The 16965-nt window shown below is 72.8% G+C and carries 12 protein-coding genes; 5 read left to right on the forward strand and 7 right to left on the reverse strand.

The genetic code is table 11. The features are described 5' to 3' along the window. Positions 1 to 29 precede the first annotated feature (29 nt). The 3 genes from ACQPZK_RS16470 to ACQPZK_RS16480 form a co-directional block, all read right to left on the reverse strand. Positions 30 to 1475 (reverse strand): Fic family protein, encoded by a 1446-nt coding sequence (locus ACQPZK_RS16470; RefSeq protein WP_433533798.1) that lies wholly within the window; start codon positions 1473 to 1475, stop codon positions 30 to 32. Between the two features lie 6 nt (positions 1476 to 1481). Further along, positions 1482 to 2033 (reverse strand): hypothetical protein, encoded by a 552-nt coding sequence (locus ACQPZK_RS16475; RefSeq protein ID WP_433539233.1) that lies wholly within the window; start codon positions 2031 to 2033, stop codon positions 1482 to 1484. A 292-nt stretch (positions 2034 to 2325) separates the two neighbouring features. Continuing rightward, the gene (locus ACQPZK_RS16480) at positions 2326 to 4119 is read right to left on the reverse strand and encodes an ABC transporter ATP-binding protein (RefSeq protein WP_433533799.1); all 1794 of its coding nucleotides are present in this window, start codon (positions 4117 to 4119) and stop codon (positions 2326 to 2328) included. A gap of 78 nt (positions 4120 to 4197) precedes the next feature. Here ACQPZK_RS16480 and ACQPZK_RS16485 point away from each other — a divergent pair, with 78 nt between their 5' ends. Both ACQPZK_RS16485 and ACQPZK_RS16490 read left to right on the forward strand, forming a co-directional pair. Then, positions 4198 to 4626, forward strand: coding sequence for a MarR family winged helix-turn-helix transcriptional regulator (locus tag ACQPZK_RS16485; RefSeq protein WP_433533800.1), 429 nt, complete (start codon positions 4198 to 4200; stop codon positions 4624 to 4626). Positions 4627 to 4768: 142 nt separating this feature from the next. After that, positions 4769 to 6553, forward strand: a complete 1785-nt coding sequence (locus tag ACQPZK_RS16490) for an N-acetylglutaminylglutamine amidotransferase (RefSeq protein ID WP_433533801.1) — start codon at positions 4769 to 4771, stop codon at positions 6551 to 6553. A 13-nt stretch (positions 6554 to 6566) separates the two neighbouring features. Here ACQPZK_RS16490 and ACQPZK_RS16495 read toward each other — a convergent pair whose 3' ends face one another. The 3 genes from ACQPZK_RS16495 to ACQPZK_RS16505 form a co-directional block, all read right to left on the reverse strand. After that, a complete protein-coding gene (locus tag ACQPZK_RS16495; RefSeq protein WP_433533802.1) occupies positions 6567 to 7700 on the reverse strand; it encodes a carboxylate-amine ligase in 1134 nt (377 codons plus the stop codon). 90 nt (positions 7701 to 7790) lie between these two features. Next, positions 7791 to 8999: an RNA polymerase sigma factor gene (locus ACQPZK_RS16500; RefSeq protein WP_433533803.1), complete on the reverse strand. Its 1209-nt coding sequence runs from the start codon at positions 8997 to 8999 to the stop codon at positions 7791 to 7793. Between the two features lie 2 nt (positions 9000 to 9001). Beyond that, entirely contained in the window at positions 9002 to 9352 is a 351-nt protein-coding gene (locus tag ACQPZK_RS16505) for a YciI family protein (RefSeq protein ID WP_433533804.1), read from the reverse strand. A gap of 264 nt (positions 9353 to 9616) precedes the next feature. Here ACQPZK_RS16505 and fxsA point away from each other — a divergent pair, with 264 nt between their 5' ends. From fxsA to ACQPZK_RS16520, 3 genes are read left to right on the forward strand one after another with little or no spacing between them, the layout of a single operon-like run. Then, a complete protein-coding gene (gene fxsA, locus ACQPZK_RS16510) occupies positions 9617 to 9808 on the forward strand; it encodes an FxSxx-COOH cyclophane-containing RiPP peptide (protein WP_433533805.1) in 192 nt (63 codons plus the stop codon). A gap of 2 nt (positions 9809 to 9810) precedes the next feature. After that, positions 9811 to 11022 (forward strand): FxsB family cyclophane-forming radical SAM/SPASM peptide maturase, encoded by a 1212-nt coding sequence (locus ACQPZK_RS16515; protein ID WP_433533806.1) that lies wholly within the window; start codon positions 9811 to 9813, stop codon positions 11020 to 11022. Further along, the gene (locus ACQPZK_RS16520) at positions 11019 to 12716 is read left to right on the forward strand and encodes an aKG-HExxH-type peptide beta-hydroxylase (protein ID WP_433533807.1); all 1698 of its coding nucleotides are present in this window, start codon (positions 11019 to 11021) and stop codon (positions 12714 to 12716) included. The genes ACQPZK_RS16515 and ACQPZK_RS16520 overlap by 4 nt, the downstream gene beginning before the upstream one ends. Positions 12717 to 13046: 330 nt before the next feature. On the opposite strand, the gene fxsT is transcribed toward ACQPZK_RS16520, so the two are convergent. After that, complete coding sequence (gene fxsT / locus ACQPZK_RS16525; protein ID WP_433533808.1) at positions 13047 to 16955, reverse strand: FxSxx-COOH system tetratricopeptide repeat protein; 3909 nt, start codon at positions 16953 to 16955, stop codon at positions 13047 to 13049. Positions 16956 to 16965 lie beyond the last annotated feature (10 nt).

The following is a 16965-nucleotide window of genomic DNA, read 5'->3' on the forward strand; positions in this document are numbered from 1 at the left end:
ACGGCAGCCAGCGCAGGCGAACCCGGCACTCAGCGCATCCGTTTCCGCGTATCCCGGATCAGCAGTTCCACGAGTTTCGCGAGCCCGGCGGCGCCGTACCTGTCATGCGCCTGCCGCACGGTCCTCAGCAGCGGCGCGGCGCGGTCGAGGACCACCCCCTCCCGGGCGAGCACGTAGTAGAGCGCCAGCATGGCCGAGCGCGCGTTGCCGTCGTCGAACGGGTGGAAGAACGCCACGTCGAGGTAGACCCGCGCGGCTCGGGAGGGTAGCGGGAGGTCGTCCTCCGTCGCCGCGAGGAGGTACGCCTTGAACTGGGCGGGAAGGTCGGCGTGCCAGTAGTAGCGTTCCCGCCCGCCCTTGGCCCACGCCGGGCCGTCGCGGAACGCGGGCGTCGGCACACCGAGCAGTGTGCCCTGCCAATGCGCGAGCAGGGCGAAGGTGAGCGGCCCGCCCTCTGCCGCAGCCTGCCGTGCCTGATCGACAGCGGCGATCAACGGCGGGCCGTCCGCCGCGCGACGGGCCGCGTGCTCGGCGATCGCGTCCTCGCCGGTGGCGACGGGACCGGACACGGGCTCGGATGCGCTGGCCCAGTCGACCCGGGCGCGAATAGCCTGCCACGTCTCCAGGTCGTCCGGGCGTCTGCCCTCGGGACGGCGCTGCTGCCTCGACCGAGACCCCCGGGTGGTGGTGCGCGATGACGGCCAATCCTGCGGCCACGTGTCGGGCCATTCGTCGTCGCGGTGCACGACCGACGGAGGCGAATCGACCAGGGATTCGCCGACGAGTCGCCGGGCGAGACGCTCCGCGACATCGTTCACGTCAGCCGCGGACGGCCGCACCCAGCTCCGGAACCGTCCGCCGATGGCATGCTCGATCAGAGGCACATGGCGGTCCTCGGGCACACCGGCAGCGACGAGAAACCACGAGAGGACTTGCTTGCAGTGGCCGTACCAGCCGCTGTCGCTACTCGTGCGACCCACCGTCAGATTGACGAGCTGGGCGACCGCCACCTCCCACGCCATGATGAGAACGTCGGGCGCCTCATCCGGACCGGGCAACGGCAGGAAGTCGTCGAACCGGGCAGCCACGGTCTCCAGCCAGGCTCGCCACTCACCCAGCGAGTCGGCGACCGCGGTCAGGGTCTCTTCCGGCGATGCGATGGAGTGGGAGATGCAGCACCACGAGTAGACCGGCCCACCGTCATAATCGCTCTCGCCCACGGCCCAACACCAGCCGCTGGCCCAGCGGCCGTAATGGTCGACGAGGGCGTGACTCATCGACTCCCGCCACCGCTCGGCGTCGGCGCGGCCGACGAGCGTGAACCCCGCCCAGCGGGGCCGTGGTGGCACCGGAGGTGCGACGCTACGCACCAGGTCCAGCACGTCATCCGGGTCGAACGGATGCCGCGCGGGATCGACCTCCGGCCAGGTGAGCAGGTGCGGGTTGATTCGCCTACGCGATTCGTCATCCGTCATCGGTGATCATTCTGGCACCGGTGTCCGGCTCGCGAGCGCCTGACGCAGGGCTGCGGACTGCTCCACCGAGCCACCCCGGACGCCGAGGCTCCGCCGGGCCGCCCGATAGTAGGCGTCCCGGGCCTCGTTGACGGCGTCCAGATCCGCCGAGATGTCTTCCGTGACGTCGACGATCCCCCGGGCCAGCCGCTCCAACTGCCGGATCGCGTCCCGCCAGTCGGCGGCGGCCAGCACTGTCGGCTCGTCGCCGAGAAGCAGCAGGTTCTCCCACACGATGGTGCGTCGCGCGTCCGACTCGGCGAGCCGAACCAGGCCCTCCTCCCGGTCAATGGGGTGGCTGTGCGAGCCGGGCCGCAGGTGGGCCGTCATCCGTAACGCCACCGCTTGGCTCTCCTTGAGGGCGTGCGCGAACTCGACGTACGCGTCGAGACGTCGTTCGTCCCAGCGCACGCCCTGGCTGCGTCGCCAACGCGCGCGGTCGGCGAGCGAAGTGGCGAGGATAGTGCCCAGCGTGCCGATCAGCACGCCGAGGAGCGCCGGAAGCTGCGTCAGAAGCATGCCCACGCCCCGAGGCTGCCAGCACCGGGCAAACCGAGCCACCCGCACCATGCGTCCTGTTCAGACAGCACGGCGGGTCGCAGTTCACGCCACGGACCGAGATCCGCAGGCAGCCACCCCAGCCACTGTGGACAGCGCACCCACTGTAGAAAGCCCCCACCGGCGCCCGAGGTCTGCTACGCCTCGATCGGTGGCTGCTCAGCAGCACCTCGCCCGGCGTGTCGTATTGCCCAGCAGCCAACGATCAAGAGGGGCCTGTCGAGCGAGGCGCGACGATCAAGGAAGCAAGAGTTCAGGCCGCCAGGGCGGCGTAGCGGCCCTGGCGGTTGAGCAGGCTGTCGTGGTCGCCCGATTCGACGATGCGGCCGTGGTCGAGCAACGCGATCTGGTCGGCGTCGCGGACCGTGGAGAGGCGGTGGGCGATGGTGATGGTCGTACGTCCCTGGGCGAGGACGTCGAACGCCCTCTGCACCGCTCGTTCGGTCTCGGTGTCCAGCGCGCTTGTCGCCTCGTCTAGCACCAGGATGCGCGGGTCGCGTAGCAGCGTACGGGCGATGGCGAGCCGTTGTTTCTCGCCGCCGGAGAACCGGTGCCCACGGGAGCCGACCATCGTGTCGTACCCGTCGGGGAGCGCGGCGATGAGGTCGTGGATCTGGGCGGCGCGGGCGGCGGCCTCGATCTCGGCGTCGGTGGCGTCCGGCCGGGCGTAGCGCAGGTTCTCGCGGACGGTGGTGTGCAGCAGGTACGTCTCCTGACTGACCACGCCGACGATCGCGGCCAGGTCGGCCAGGCGCAGGTCGCGCAGGTCGACGCCGTCGATGGTGACGCGACCGGCGGTCGGGTCGTGCAGGCGGCTGACCAGGCCCGCGAGGGTGCTCTTGCCGGAGCCGGTCTCGCCGACGAGGGCGAGGCTGGTGCCGGCGGGCACGTCGAGGGTGATGCCGGCGAGGGCGGCGGTGTCGCTGCCCGGGTAGCCGAAGGTGACGTCCTCGAGGCGCAGGTGACCCCGGACCCGGGCCGGGTCGAGGCGGACCGGGTCCGCCGGGTCGGCCACGTCGACCGGCAGGTCGAGGTATTCGAAGATGCGGGCGAACAGGGCCAGCGACGCGGTCAGCGACACGCCCACGTTGAGCAGGCCCATCAGGGGCCGGAACAGGCCGCCCTGGAGGGCGGTGAAGGCGACCAGGGTGCCGATGCTCAGCGTTCCGGCGGTGCCGGGCAGGCCGGCGGCGAGGTAGATGACGGCCGGTACGGCGGCGAAGATGATGCTCATCGAGGCCATCCGCCAGCGTCCGGCGAGCTCGCTGCGCAGTTCCAGGTCGACGAGTCGGGCCGAGGACGTGGTGAACCGCTCGATGAGGGCGGGACCGGTGCCCAGGGTCTTGGCGAGCTGGACGCCGCTGACCGACAACCCCTCCTCAACGGTGACGTTGAGGTCGGCGAGTTCGCGTTGACGCTGGGCGGTGATCTCGCGGCGCATCCGGGCGACCCGGCGGGTCAGCCAGATGGCCGGCGGCAGCACCACCAGCGAGACCAGGGAGAGCTGCCAGGAGAGCGCGACCATCGCGACGGCGGTGGCGACCACGGTGGTGAGGTTGGCCGCGACGGCGGTGGCGGTGGACGTGACCACCGACTGCATGCCGCCGATGTCGTTGGTGATCCGGGACTGCACCTCGCCCGTGCGGGTGCGGGTGAAGAAGCCCAGCGACTGACGCTGAAGGTGGCTGAAGACGTCGGTGCGCAGCCGGTGCATGACCCGCTGGCCGACCTGGGTGGAGATCCAGGTCTGGACGACGCCGAGCGCGGCGGTCACGGCGGCGACGCCGACCATGCCGAGGACCAGCCAGACCAGCAGGGTCACGTCACCCTGCGGGAGGGCCCGGTCGATGACGGTACGGAGCAGGAACGGGCTCGCCATCGAGACGATCGAGGAGAGCGCGATGATCGCGGTGACGACGACCATGGCGGGTCGGTGGGGGGTGAAGAGGCGGCCGATGCGGCGCAGGGAGACCTGGCGGGCCTGCTCCTTCTCCTCGGCGCTGACGGTGCGGTGGCCGCGGTCGCGGCCCGTCGGGGTGGGTTCCAAGGGGAACTCCTTCCGGAGAGATATGCTGAGGTTACCTCAACATGAGGGAACAACAGCATCGGCTGCTACCGTATTCCGGTGACCGAGGACACCGCCGACAACGGCGACGAGAGCCTGGCCGAGACGTTCTGGGCGGTCGCGTCCCGCCTGCGCCGGCAGACCCGCGAGTCACTGGCCCCGTGGGACGTCACCCCCGGCCAGGCCCGGGCGCTCGGCGTGCTCGGCCGCCACGGCGAGGTACGCCCCGGCACCCTTGCCGAGCACCTGCGCATCGCGCCCCGCTCGGCGACCGAGGTCGTCGACGACCTTCAGGCCCGAGGGCTCGTCGAGCGGCGGCCCGATCCCGCCGACCGCCGGGCCACCCTGGTCGCGCTGACCGCCGAGGGCACCCGGGTCAGCGCCGCCATCCGGGCCGCCCGCCGCGCCGAGGCGGACCGCTTCTTCGGCCACCTCCCGGACACCGACCGGGCCGAGCTGACCCGCATCCTGCGCACCCTGCGGGGCTAGGGCCGCGGAAGCAGCAGCGGGTTTGCCCGTCCGCTGCGCGGGTAGCCAGCGGGCCCCGTTTTCCGAGGGGCCCCGCCACCACCAGTCGGGGAGACCTGACAGGAGAGGCCATGTCCGCCCTGAACCAGCACCACCGCGCCTGATGTGTGGGATCAGCGGGGAGGCACGCTTCGACGGCCGGCGACCCGACGCCACGGCGGTCATCCGGATGACCGAGGCGATGCGCTCCCGGGGCCCCGACGACGAGGGCCTGCTGACCGATGACTGGGTGACCCTCGGACACCGGCGGTTGACCATCATCGACCTGTCCGAGGCCGGCGGCCAGCCGATGGCGCGCGACGACCTGGGCCTCGCCCTGGTCTTCAACGGCTGCGTCTACAACTATCCGGAGCTGCGCGAGGAGCTGCAGAACGCCGGGTACGCCTTCCGGTCCACCAGCGACACCGAGGTGATCCTGGTGGCGTACGCCCATTGGGGTGAACGCTTCGTCGACCACCTGGTCGGCATGTTCGCGATCGGTCTCGTCGACCGGGTGCGGCGACGGCTCGTCCTGGCCCGGGACCGGCTCGGCATCAAACCGCTCTACCTCGCCGAGACTCCCGGACGGCTCCGCTTCGCCTCCACCCTGCCCGCGCTGCTGGCGGCCGGGGACGTCGACACCGGCATCGACCCGGTCGCTCTGCACCACTACCTGTCCTGGCACTCCATCGTGCCCGCGCCGAGGACCGTGCTGCGCGGCGTCCGCAAGTTGCCACCGGCCACCCTGCGGGTCGTGGAGGCCGACGGGCGCAGCCGGGAACAGGTGTACTGGCAGCCCGACTACGTGCGGGAGCCCGCCGACGCCGGCATGGACGCCGCCGACTGGCGGGCCGCCGTCGGGGACGCGCTGCGCACGGCCGTACGCCGCCGGCTCGTGGCCGACGTCCCGGTCGGTGTGCTGCTCTCCGGTGGTCTGGACTCCAGCCTCATCGTGGCGCTGCTCGCCGAGGCCGGTCAGGAGCACCTGCGCACGTTCAGCATCGGCTTCGACAGCCGGGGCGACGAGGCCGGCGACGAGTTCCACTACTCCGACCTGGTGGCCCGCGCGTACGACACCGACCACCAGCGGATCCGGCTCGCCGACGACGACCTGGCCCCCGCCGTCCGCAATGCCGTACGGGCCATGACCGAACCGATGGGCAGCCACGACGTCGTCGCCTTTCACCTGCTCTCACAACAGGTGGCGCAGCACGTGAAGGTGGCCCAGTCCGGGCAGGGCGCGGACGAGGTGTTCGCCGGTTACGGCTACCACCAGCCGTTGGTCGACGTGCCCCGGCACGGCGCCGCCGAGACGTTCGCCGCGGCGTTCTTCGACCGGGAACACGACGAGCTGCGCACCATCGTCGGCCCGGAGTACACGCTGGACCACGACGCCAGCCGGGACCTGCTCGCCGAACACCTCGGCGCGCCCGGGGCGCAGACCGCGCTGGACGCGGTGCTGCGCCTGGACACCCACCTGATGCTGCCCGACGACCCGGTCAAGCGCGTGGACAGCATGAGCATGGCGTGGGGATTGGAGGTGCGCACTCCGTTCCTCGACCAGGACCTGGTCACCGTCGCCGCGCACTGCCCGCCGGAGCACAAGGTCACCCACGGCGGCAAGGGCGTCCTCAAGGAGGTGGCCCGGGAGGTGCTGCCGGCCGAGGTGATCGACCGGCCGAAGGGCTACTTCCCGGTGCCGGCGCTGCGCAACGTGGACGGGCCGGTGCGCGCGCTGGTCGCCGAGTCGTTGCAGGCCCCGGTGGCCCGGGAGCGAGGGTTGTTCCGACCCGGGTACGTGGCTCGCCTGCTCGCCGAGCCGGACCGGGCCGAGGCGGCGGCCGGCAGCAACAAGCTGTGGCAGCTCGGCCTGCTGGAACTGTGGCTACAGACCCACGACATCCACTGAGCCGGCGGGCCCGTCAGGCGGCGGCGGTCTGGGCGGCGAGGTCGTCGATGACGGCCCGCAGGTCCCCCGTGTCGTCGAGCACCCGGCGCTGTCGCGCCGCGCCGGTGCCGTCGCGGCGCAGCCGGGCCAGTTGGGCCAGGACGTAGCCGAGGTCGCCGTGGCGCAGCAGCGCCGGGGCTACCGTCGCCATCAGGTCGTCGACCAGGTCCCAGGCCGGCCGTGCGCCGCCGGCCCGCAGGTCGATCAGGTCACCGTCCAGGCCGTCGTGGGCGGCCCGCCAGTGCGCCGCGGCAACGAGACAGTCGCGCACCCGCGGGGCGGGCACACCGGCGCGTACGTCCTCGGCGAGCACCGCGACCAGGCTGCGGACCAGGGCGGCCACCAGCACCGCGTCGTCCACCGTCGGGCAGACGTCGCCGACGCGCACCTCGACCGTCGGGTACGCCGACGACGGCCGGGCGTACCAGTAGACCATCGCCGCGTCGAGCATGATGCCGGCGGCGATCAGCTCGTCGACCGTGCGGTCGTAGTCGGCGACCGAGTCGAAGTACGGGGTGGGGCCGATGCTGGGCCAGCGCTCCAACTGCATCGACCGCCAACTGGCGTGGCCGGTGTCGTACCCGTCGTGCAGCGGCGAGTTGGCGGTGATCGCCTGCACCACCGGAAGCCACACCCGCAGGTGGTTGCAGACCTGCACGGCCAGTTCCCGGTCCGGCAGCCCGACGTGCACGTGGCAGCCGCAGACCGCCGGATCGTGCGCCACCGGCCCGTACCGGCGGGACATGGCGTGGTAGCGCGGCTCGTCGGGCACCGTCCGGTGCGGCTCGGCCATCGGCGTCGCGCCGACCGCGACGAGCCGGGCGCCGGCCCGCGCGGCGGCGTCGACGGCCGATCGCCGCAGCGCCACCAGGTGGGTACGCAGGTCGTCGAGATCGGCGCAGACCGGGGTGACCATCTCGACCATGCTGTGCCGGAACTCCTGGCGGGTCTGGTCGCGGGCCGGTCCGCGCAGCGCGGCCCGCACCTCGTCGGCCACCGGCAGATTGCCGCCGCTGACCGGATCGAGCAGCAGGAACTCCTCCTCGACGCCGAGGGTGAGCATGCCGAGGTCGGCAGCGGCGTCGACGGTCGCCGCACGGTACGCCATCTCCGCCTCCGTCCACTGCTGCGGCCACGGGCGGGAACCCGGGCCGACGGGCGGCTCGGGTTCCCGGGTGGGCCACCGGCAAACGCGCGGTCAGCCCGCGGCCAGCGCCGCCGCGCGTGCGGCGAGGAAGGCCCGTTCGGCCGCGTTGTCCGTCAACGTCACGGCCGTCCGGTACGCCTCGACGGCCTCGCCGTCGCGGCCGAGCCGGACCAGCAGGTCGGCGCGGACCACGTGCCGCACGTGATAGCCGGGCAGGTCGAGCCGGTCCACCTCGGCCAGCGCCACGGCCGCGCCCGCGACCTCGGCGAGCGCGACGGCCCGGTTCAGCGCCACCACCGGGCCGGGGGCGATGACCGTGAGCTGGTCGTACAGCGTCAGGATCTGACCCCAGTCGGTGTCGGCGGCGCGGGGCGCGGCGCTGTGCACGGCGGCGATCGCGGCCTGGATCTGGTACGGCCCCGGCCGGTCGCGGCGCAGGCAGCGGCGCACCAGCGCCTGCCCCTCGGTGACGAACGCGGCGTCCCACCGGCCCCGGTCCTGCTCGGGCAGCGGCACGAGGTCGCCCTCGGCGGTGGTGCGGGCCGCGCGGCGGGCCTCGGTGAGCAGCATCAGCGCGAGCAGTCCCAGCGCCTCCGGCTCGTCCGGCATCAGCTCGACGAGCAGCCGGGCCAGCCGGATCGCCTCGGCGCACAGGTCGGCGCGGACCAGGTTCGGGCCGCTGCTGGCCGTGTACCCCTCGTTGAAGACCAGGTACAGCACCGCGAGCACGGCGTGCAGCCGGTCGGGCAGGTCGGCGTCGCCCGGTACCCGGTACGGGATTCGGGCGTTGCGGATCTTCGACTTGGCCCGCACCAGCCGTTGCGCCATCGTCGCCTCGGGCACCAGGAACGCGCGGGCGATCTCGGCGGTACGCAGGCCGCCGAGGAGGCGCAGGGTGAGCGCGACCCGGGTGGCCGGCGCGAGCGCCGGATGGCAGCAGGTGAACATCAGACGGAGCTGGTCGTCGCGCACGGGCCCCTCCTCGGCGGGTGGGTCGGGGGCGTACAGCAGAGCCGCCTGGGCGTGCCGCTCGGCACGGGTCGCCTCCCGACGCAGCCGGTCGACGGCCTGGTTGCGGGCCGTGGTGATGATCCAACCGGCCGGGCTGGGCGGTACGCCGGTGGTCGGCCAGCGCCGCAGCGCGACGGCGAAGGCGTCCTGGACGGCCTCCTCGGCGAGGTCGATGTCGCCGAGGAGGCGCACCAGGACGGCGACCGCGCGGCCGTACTCGGCACGGAACACCGCCTCCACGTCCGGCACGGTCAGCCGCCGGCGCCCCGGAAGGGACGGACCTCGATCGGCAGGGTGGTGGCCAGCGCGTAGCGGTGACCCCAGCGCAGGGCGGCGTCCAGGTCCGGCACGTCGATGATGGTGACCCCGCCCAGGTACTCCTTGCCCTCGACGAACGGCCCGTCGGTGACCAGGACGTCACCGTCGCGGGGGCGCAGCACGGTCGCGGTCTCCGGCCCGTGCAGGCCCTGACCGAACACCCACGACCCGTCCGCGACGAGCTCGTTCCGCAGCTCACCGACCTCGCGCATGACCTGGGCCAGGAACTCCGGCTCCGGTGTCCCGCCGTCGGGCTGGTGAATGCTGAGCAGGTACAGCGTCATCGTTCCTCCTCGCGGCGACGGTCGACACGATGCCGACCCCTCATCCTCCATACGAACGACGACCGCCCACATCGACAGGTCGACCGGACGGGTGTCGGCCCGCCGACGCCGAAGGGCCGTGGTGGTACGCCAGGTAACGGCACGGTGGCCAGCGCGTACGGGGTACGGTGTCGCGCCCTCGCGGGCCGGGTGCGATGGTGTAGAAAGGCGGAGTGAGCGCAGCGGTGACTCAGGTGCCGGCCTTCGACCGAAGGACGGTCCACGGTGGCTGACCACGACCAGCCGCCCATCTCCGGCACTGTCGGCACCGCTCTGGTGCAGCTCGGCGACGTACCCCTGGCGGACCTGCTGGCCGGCGCCGGCGACGGCGTCCTGGCGCACGTGCTGGGCACGCTGGCCGCCGAAGGTGAGCAGGGTCGACCCGGCGACGTGTCGGCGTTCGAGTCGAGCTTCTGACCGTGCCGGCCGACGCCTCGCCGTCGGCCACCCGACACCGCCCTGCCGCGGTCGCGCCACACATCCGTCAGGTGGTGCTGAAGATCCACTCACGATGCAACCTGGCCTGCGACTACTGCTACGTCTACCGCCACGCCGACCAGGACTGGCGGTCCCGTCCCCGGATCATGGCCCCCGGGACCGTGCGCCGGGTCGCCGACCGGCTCGCCGCCCACCTCGCCCGGCACGGCGTGGACCGTGTCCGGGTGGTGCTGCACGGCGGTGAGCCGCTGCTCGCCGGTGTCGCCGTGCTCGACCGGACGGTACGCATGCTGCGCGCCGCGATGCCGTCCGACGTCACCCTCGATGTGGCGATGCAGACCAACGGGCTGCTGCTCGACGAGGCGGCGCTCGAGCTGTGCCACACGCACGGGATCGACGTCGGCGTGAGCGTGGACGGTGACCGTACGGCCAACGACCGCCACCGCCGTCACGCCGACGGGCGCGGCAGCTACGCCGAGGTGGCTACGGCGCTGCGCCTGCTGGCGCGACCCGAACACCGGGCCCGCTACGCCGGCCTGCTCTGCACCGTCGACCTGGCCAACGACCCGATCGCCGTCTACGAGGGCCTGCGGGAGTTCGACCCGCCCCGGCTGGATCTGCTGCTGCCGCACGGCAACTGGAGCGCTCCCCCACCCGGCTGCCATCCGGACGACCCCGCCACCCCGTACGCGGACTGGCTGATCGCCGTCTTCGACCGCTGGTACTCCGAGACGCCCCGACGGACCGGCATCCGGCTGTTCGAGTCGCTCATCGCGCTGCTGTTGGGCGGGCGCAGCGGCACGCAGGCGCTGGGCGTCGCCGAGCCGGACGTCATGACGATCGAGACCGACGGCACCATCGAGGGCACCGACACGCTCAAGACCACCACCGCGTCGGTGATGCGCACCGGCTTCGACGTCTTCCGGCACAGCTTCGACGAGGCGCTGCGGCACCCGTCGCTGGCCGGGCGTCCCACCGGGATCGCGGCGCTCGCCCCGCAGTGTCGGGCCTGTCCGGTCGTCGGTGTCTGCGGTGGCGGCCTCTACGCGCACCGCTTCCGGGACGGCGTCGGCTTCGACCACCCGTCGGTCTACTGCGCCGACCTGTTCCGGCTGATCCGGCACGTCCAGGAGAGGGTGACCGCCGACCTGGAGGCGCTGCGTGGTCGGAGCGTGCCGGCGGTGGGCCCGTGACGGCCCCGTTGACGGCCGCGCAGCTCGCCGGGCTGGCCGCCGGCCACGGTGACGCCGACACCATCGCCGTGTTGCGCGGCGGGCAACTCGGTCGCCGCCGGCTGTTGACGGTCGCCGCGGCCCGCGCGTGCCCGGACGGGCCGCTGGTGCGGCAGAGTCTGGAGCTGCTGACCCGGGCCGAGCATGCCGACGCGGCATCGGTAGCCGCGGTGCTGGCCCATCCACCGGTGACCGGTTGGGCCCGCGCCGCGCTCGACGGCGCCGCCGGGCCCACCTACCTGGCGACGCTCGCCACGGCGGCGGCGGTCCGGGCCGGTCTGACGTTCACGCTGACCCTGCCCCGCCCGGCCGACGGCGTACTGCCGCTGCCGACGGTCGGCGCGGCGACGGGCCTGCGCGCCGACGACGCGGTGCGGCTGAGCGGCGCGGCCGGCGCGCTGCGCATCGACGTCGGCGCGGCCGACGACGGGGTACGCGTCGACGCCCGCGACGGTCGGCTGCTGAATGCGGGAAACGGCCGGATCGGCTGGCAGCCGGCGCGCCGGACCGTGCCGTTCGACGCGGCCGGGGTGCTGGTCGACGACCAGGACCCGTGGCGCAACTGCTACCACCGGCCGTCCGCGCCACGGCTGGACGACGCCGGGGCCGCCCGTCTGGACCGTCTGGCCGCCGAAGCCGGGCAGTGGCTGCGCGAGCACCTTCCGGCGCACGTCGACGCGCTGGCCGGTCTGCTGCGCTCGCTCGTACCGCTGCGACCCCCGCCCTCGGGCAACCCGGTGAGCGCCACCAGCAGAGACGCGCTGGGGGCCATCGCGCTCTCCGTACCGGCCGACGCGCGGACCCTCGCGCTGCTGCTCGTGCACGAGGTGCAGCACACCAAACTCGGCGCGCTCCTCGATCTCGTTCCGCTGCACTCGGCAGGTGGCCCGGCGCGCTACCGGGCGCCGTGGCGGCTGGACCCGCGCCCGGTCGGCGCGCTGCTCCAGGGCGCGTACGCCCACCTGGGGGTGGCCGAGGTGTGGCGGCAGCGCCGGCACGAGGGCACCGCGGCCGCGTTCGAGTACGCGTACTGGCGGGAGCAGACCATCCGCGCGGTCCGGCAGCTCGCCGGGGCGGCCGAGCTGACCGAGGCCGGTCGGTCCTTCGTGGCCGACATGGCGCGTACGTTGCACGGCTGGCGTGACCCGCTCGACGGCCCGGTGGAGGCCGCCGTGCGGGACGTCGCGGACGCCGGCGCGGTGCGCTGGACCCTGGCCAACCTGCGGCCCGACCCGGACGGGGTGGCCCGCCTGGCGCACGCGTGGCGACAGGGCCTGCCACCGGCTCTCGACCGGGCGGCGTCGACGGTCGTTGCGGCCCCGGCCCGGCCCGCTCTCACCGTGGCCAGTGGCCCCGAGGCCGCCGTCCGCCACCGTCTGCTGGGCGGCGGCGGGCCGTGCGGGTCGAGCCCGAGCGACCAGGCGTACGCGGCGGGCAACTCCGAGGACGCGTTGGCCGGGTACCGGCGACGTCTCGCGGCCGACCCCGGCGATGTCGACGCCTGGGTGGGACTCGCCCTGGCCGCACACCACACCGGGCAACCGGCGGCGGCGCGGGTGCTGACCCACCGGCCCGAGCTGGTACGGGCGCTCAGCCAGACCCTTGGAGACGCCGACCCGCTCACCCTCGCGGCCTGGCTGACACAGCCCTCCTGACCGGTCGGCCGCGGACGAGGCTGCTCGGCCAGTGCGGCGACGCCAGCCACCAGCCGCCCCCGGATCCGACGCCAGGAGCCGGCCGCCTCCGGATCCACCCCCTGGAGCCGGCCACCTCCGGATCCACCCTCAGGGGTCACTTGCGTCCTTTGCTCTGCTTCAACGGACGCAACACTCGCGGCCCACAAGTGTTGCCTGGGGTGAAGCAGAGCAAAGGACGCGTGAGAGGTGGTCGAGGTGGGACCCCGACGCCGTCGGGACCTGGCTGGGCGTGGACGCCGGAACGGTGCAGGGTGGCGGGGCTGCGCCGAACGACGGGGCGGTGCGGGTCTACAGCAGCGCCGGCTCGATGTAGGCGTTGGAGCGTTCCCGTTGGCGGGCCTGCACGACCCGCGGGTTGTCGCCGCCGAAGAGCTGCACCAGTTGCCCGAACGCCTCGTCGAAGAGCGCCCGGCCGGCGTCCGCCTCGCTCTCGGTGGCCTGGCGGCTCAAGGCGAGGTTGACCGACGCGGACAGCGTGTCCGGGTGCTCGGCGCCCAACGCACGGGTCAGCTCCACGTACGCCGTGGTGTCCAGCAGCAACGCGTTCTCGCCGTCGCCGAGGGCGAACAGGTCGTTGGCCAGGTTGAGCGTGGCCAGCAGGGTGTGCGGGTGCCGATCACCGAGGCTGTCCAGCAACTGGTCGCGGACCCGCTGGGACAGCTCGCGGGCCTGGGTGTGCTCGCCCTGCTTGCGCAGCAGCACGCCGAGGTTGTTGAGGCAGGCCAGCGTGATGGCGTGCGACTCGCCGAGCAGCCTCTGGTAGCCGTCGCGCAGGCGACGCGCCATCCGCAGTGCGGTCTGGTTGTCGCCCACCGCGGACCAGGTGGTGGCCAGGGCCATCTCGGCCGAGAGGGTGTCGGCGTGCTCGCCGCCGAGCGTGCGTTGGTAACGGACCACGGTCCGCTCGATCAGCCGGTGCGCGTCGGCGAAACGGCCGAGCTGACGCAGCGTGAGCGCCAGTTCCTTGGCCGTCCGCAGGGTCTCCGGATGGTCCGGGCCGTTCACCTTCTGCTGGGTGGTGTACGCGCGCTGCAGGACGGTGTGCGACCGCCACAGCTCGCCGATGTCGCGCAGGCCGCGACCGTAGTTGCTGGCCGACGCCAGGGTCGACGGATCGTCCTCGCCGAAACGGTCCCGCCGCCGTTCGTGGATGTGCTGGTCCAGCGCGGCCGCGCCACGGAAGTCACCGACCAGGCGAAGTGACACGGCGAGGTTGTTCTCGGCGGTGAGCGTCCGGCCGCTGTCGTCGCCGAAGGTGCGCACGCTCAACTCCAGCGTGCGCCGGTCCTGCGCCTCGGCCTCGTGGTAGAGGCCCTGGGCGCGCAGGTCCGCGCCGAGGCTGCGGGCCGTCATCAGGGTGTAGAGGTGCTCCTCGCCGAAGATCCGCCGCTGCCGGTCGTAGACCTCCCGGTCGATGTCGTACGCCTGGTCGAACTGGCTCTGCGCGCGCAACACGTTGGCCAGGTGGAAGCGCATCCGCAGGCGGGTGGGATCGTCCTCGTCGGTGTCGCGCCACCCGTTCAACGCCTCCTCGGCCAGGGCGCGGCTGGTGTCGTAGTCGCCGCGCCGGTAGAGGTAGCGCACGATGTCCACGACGAGCTGGCGCGCCTCGTCCAGGGTGGACAGGTGCAGGCCGCTGGGGCGTACGTGCGGCCACAGCTCGGCGTACTCGGGCCAGTTGACGGGCTTGTCGGGGTCCCGGGGGTTGGCGGCGGCGAGCAGCAGTTGGGCTTCCCGGCGGGCCACGTCGGGGTCGCTGAGCTGGTCCTGGATGACGAGCTGGACCAGCCGGTGGATCTGCACCGTGTTGTTCTCGGCGTCGACCTGGGCCAGGCCGTAGCGGCCCAGCTCGGCGGTGACCAGGCCCTGCAGGATCGGGTCGGTGAGCGTCGGATCGATCGGTGCCATGAAGGTGGCGAAGCGGTCGCCGGTGAGCATGGCGACGGGGATCGGCTCCGGCGCGTAGAACGAGCACAGCTCCAGCAGTCGGGCCGCGGCCGGCTTCTCCGCACGCAACTGGCCGAGGGTGAACAGCCAGGTGGCGGCGAGCGCCTTGGAGTAGCCCGCGGACTGCCGACCGTCGAGGATGCGCAGCAGGCCGGGGGTGTCCAGGGAGTTCAGGTACTTCTCGACCTGCATGGCGCTGGCCCGCAGGTACGCCGCGCCCTGCTCGACCGCGAGCGGCAGGTCGCCGAGCTTCTCCGCCACCTGGGCGGCCTCGGCCTCGGTGAGCCCACGCACCCGGTCGCGCAGCAGTTGGACGCTCTCGGTGCGGTCGAAGACGGTCAGCTCGGTCGCGGTGGCGTACTCGCCCCAGCTCTGGTCCCGGGTCGTGAGCAGGACGTGGCCGGGCCCCTGCGGCAGCAGCGCCCGGGTGGCGTGGGTCGGCTTGTCGACGTTGTCCAGGACGATCAGCCAACGCTGGTCGGGCCCGGCGCGGCGCAGCGCGTCGAGCACCCGCCGGGCGGCCTCGGCGCCACCGCCGGTGCCCAGCTTCATCGCCTGGCCAAGGTCGGCGAGGCCACCGCGGATGCGGTCGTCACTGTCGGCCGGAATCCACCAGACCACGTCGTAGTCGCGGGCGAAACGCAGCGCGTACTCGGCGGCGAGCTGGGTCTTGCCGACACCGCCGAGGCCGTGCACGACCTGGATGGCCGGGTCCGGTGAGGTGGTGAGCCGGTCGCGCAGCGCCTCGAGTTGGACGGCCCGCCCGACGAACGGGGTGCCGTGCTGGCGGACGTTGGAGATCGCCGGGGACGAGCCGGGGAACCGGCCGACCGCGCGCCCGCCGGCCGTGACCGTGACTCCGGCGGCCTCCAGCAGCCGGCTACGGGCCGTGGACGGGTCGACGTCGGTGAGGTCCACCGGGCTGTGGTCGCTGTACGGCATCGCCAGCCGCGACTCGTCGACGCGCAGCGGCACCAGCACGCCAACCCCGCCGAGCTGGTCCCGGCCGGTGGCGTTCTTCCACACCTCGCCCGCGAGATGGGTGCCGACGTAGTGCCGGGTGAGGACGGCCAGCACCCGGCTCGCGCCGCTGACGGCCCGGTCGAACTCGGTCCGCCCGCGGGCCGGCACCGGCACGTCCAGCGCGCGGCGATCCACCCGCAGCCCGGCGTCCTCCAACTGGTCGGTGATCCACTCGGCCCAGAGCCGGTCCGCGGATGCGTAGCTGAGCAGCACGGCCTGCTCGGCGGTGAGTCGGCTGCGCTCGAACTCGGTCAACGACCGTCGTCGGTCCGCCTCACCGATCGGGTGCAGCTGGGTGACCCGCCCGTCGGTGATCACCGAGGCGAGTTGCTCGTACGCGGCCAGCAGGGTGCCGACCTGCTCCGGCCGGTCACCGAACGCGGCGAGGATCTCCTCGTAGGCGTAGAAGGTGCGGTAGGGAACCTCGATCGTGTTCCAGTAGCGGGCGGCCTCCGCCTCCGAGAGGTGGTCGAGGAACGGGGCGAACTCGGCACGCACCAGATCTCGACCGGTCTCCAGCTTGCGCAGCTCGGCGTCCTCCACGCGCATCGGCACCGGCAGCAGCAGTGGCGGGTCGTCCGGGCGCTGGCTGCGGATCGAGCGGGCCACCGCCGCCGCGCCCCGGATGCTCTGGGTGGACATGGTGAAGCAGTTGACCACCAGGTCGGGCAGTTGCACGGTGCAGATGCCGGCCACGTCGCTGAGGCCGGTACGGCTGTCGATCAGCACCACGTCGTACTCGGCGCGCATCTGCGCCCGGACCGCGTCGATGAACGACGCGCCACCCTGCCGTTCGTAGAAGTTGGCCCAGTCGAAGGTGCTCACCAACCGGGAGTACGCCGAGTCCTGCTGACCGGCGGCAACGAAGTCGATCACGCCGCCATGGCTGAAGTCCCAGTTCAGCGAAACCGCACGACGTTGGATCTTGGCGTGGCCGGTGAGGAGTTCCTGGGAGTCCTCGTCCCGGTTGCGCTGCATCGTGGCGATCGAGTAATCCCAGATCATCTCGATGACACCGGGGGTGGCCCGCAGCTCCTTGTCGCGCAGGAACGGATGGAGGTAGCGGTGCAGGCCCGGAGACTCCAGGTCCCAGTCGACGACGAGCACCTGCAGGCCCTGGCTGGCCAGGATCCAGGCCACGTTGGCCAGCGCCATCGTGCGGCCGGTGCCACCCTTGTACGAGTAGAAGGTCACGATCTGGCCGCGTGCCGTCTCGTTCAGCGCCATGACGTGCCTC

It is taken from the genome of Micromonospora sp. CA-249363 (assembly GCF_050950185.1).
Taxonomy (GTDB): Bacteria; Actinomycetota; Actinomycetes; order Mycobacteriales; family Micromonosporaceae; genus Micromonospora.

Excerpts from the sequence above, each read along its gene's own strand:
- ACQPZK_RS16470 (WP_433533798.1), bottom strand. The coding sequence starts at position 1,475 with ATGACGGATGACGAATCGCGTAGGCGAATCAACCCGCACCTGCTCACC.
- ACQPZK_RS16475 (WP_433539233.1), bottom strand. The coding sequence starts at position 2,033 with ATGCTTCTGACGCAGCTTCCGGCGCTCCTCGGCGTGCTGATCGGCACG.
- ACQPZK_RS16490 (WP_433533801.1), top strand. The coding sequence starts at position 4,769 with ATGTGTGGGATCAGCGGGGAGGCACGCTTCGACGGCCGGCGACCCGAC.
- ACQPZK_RS16495 (WP_433533802.1), bottom strand. The coding sequence starts at position 7,700 with ATGGCGTACCGTGCGGCGACCGTCGACGCCGCTGCCGACCTCGGCATG.
- ACQPZK_RS16505 (WP_433533804.1), bottom strand. The coding sequence starts at position 9,352 with ATGACGCTGTACCTGCTCAGCATTCACCAGCCCGACGGCGGGACACCG.
- fxsT (WP_433533808.1), bottom strand. The coding sequence starts at position 16,955 with ATGGCGCTGAACGAGACGGCACGCGGCCAGATCGTGACCTTCTACTCG.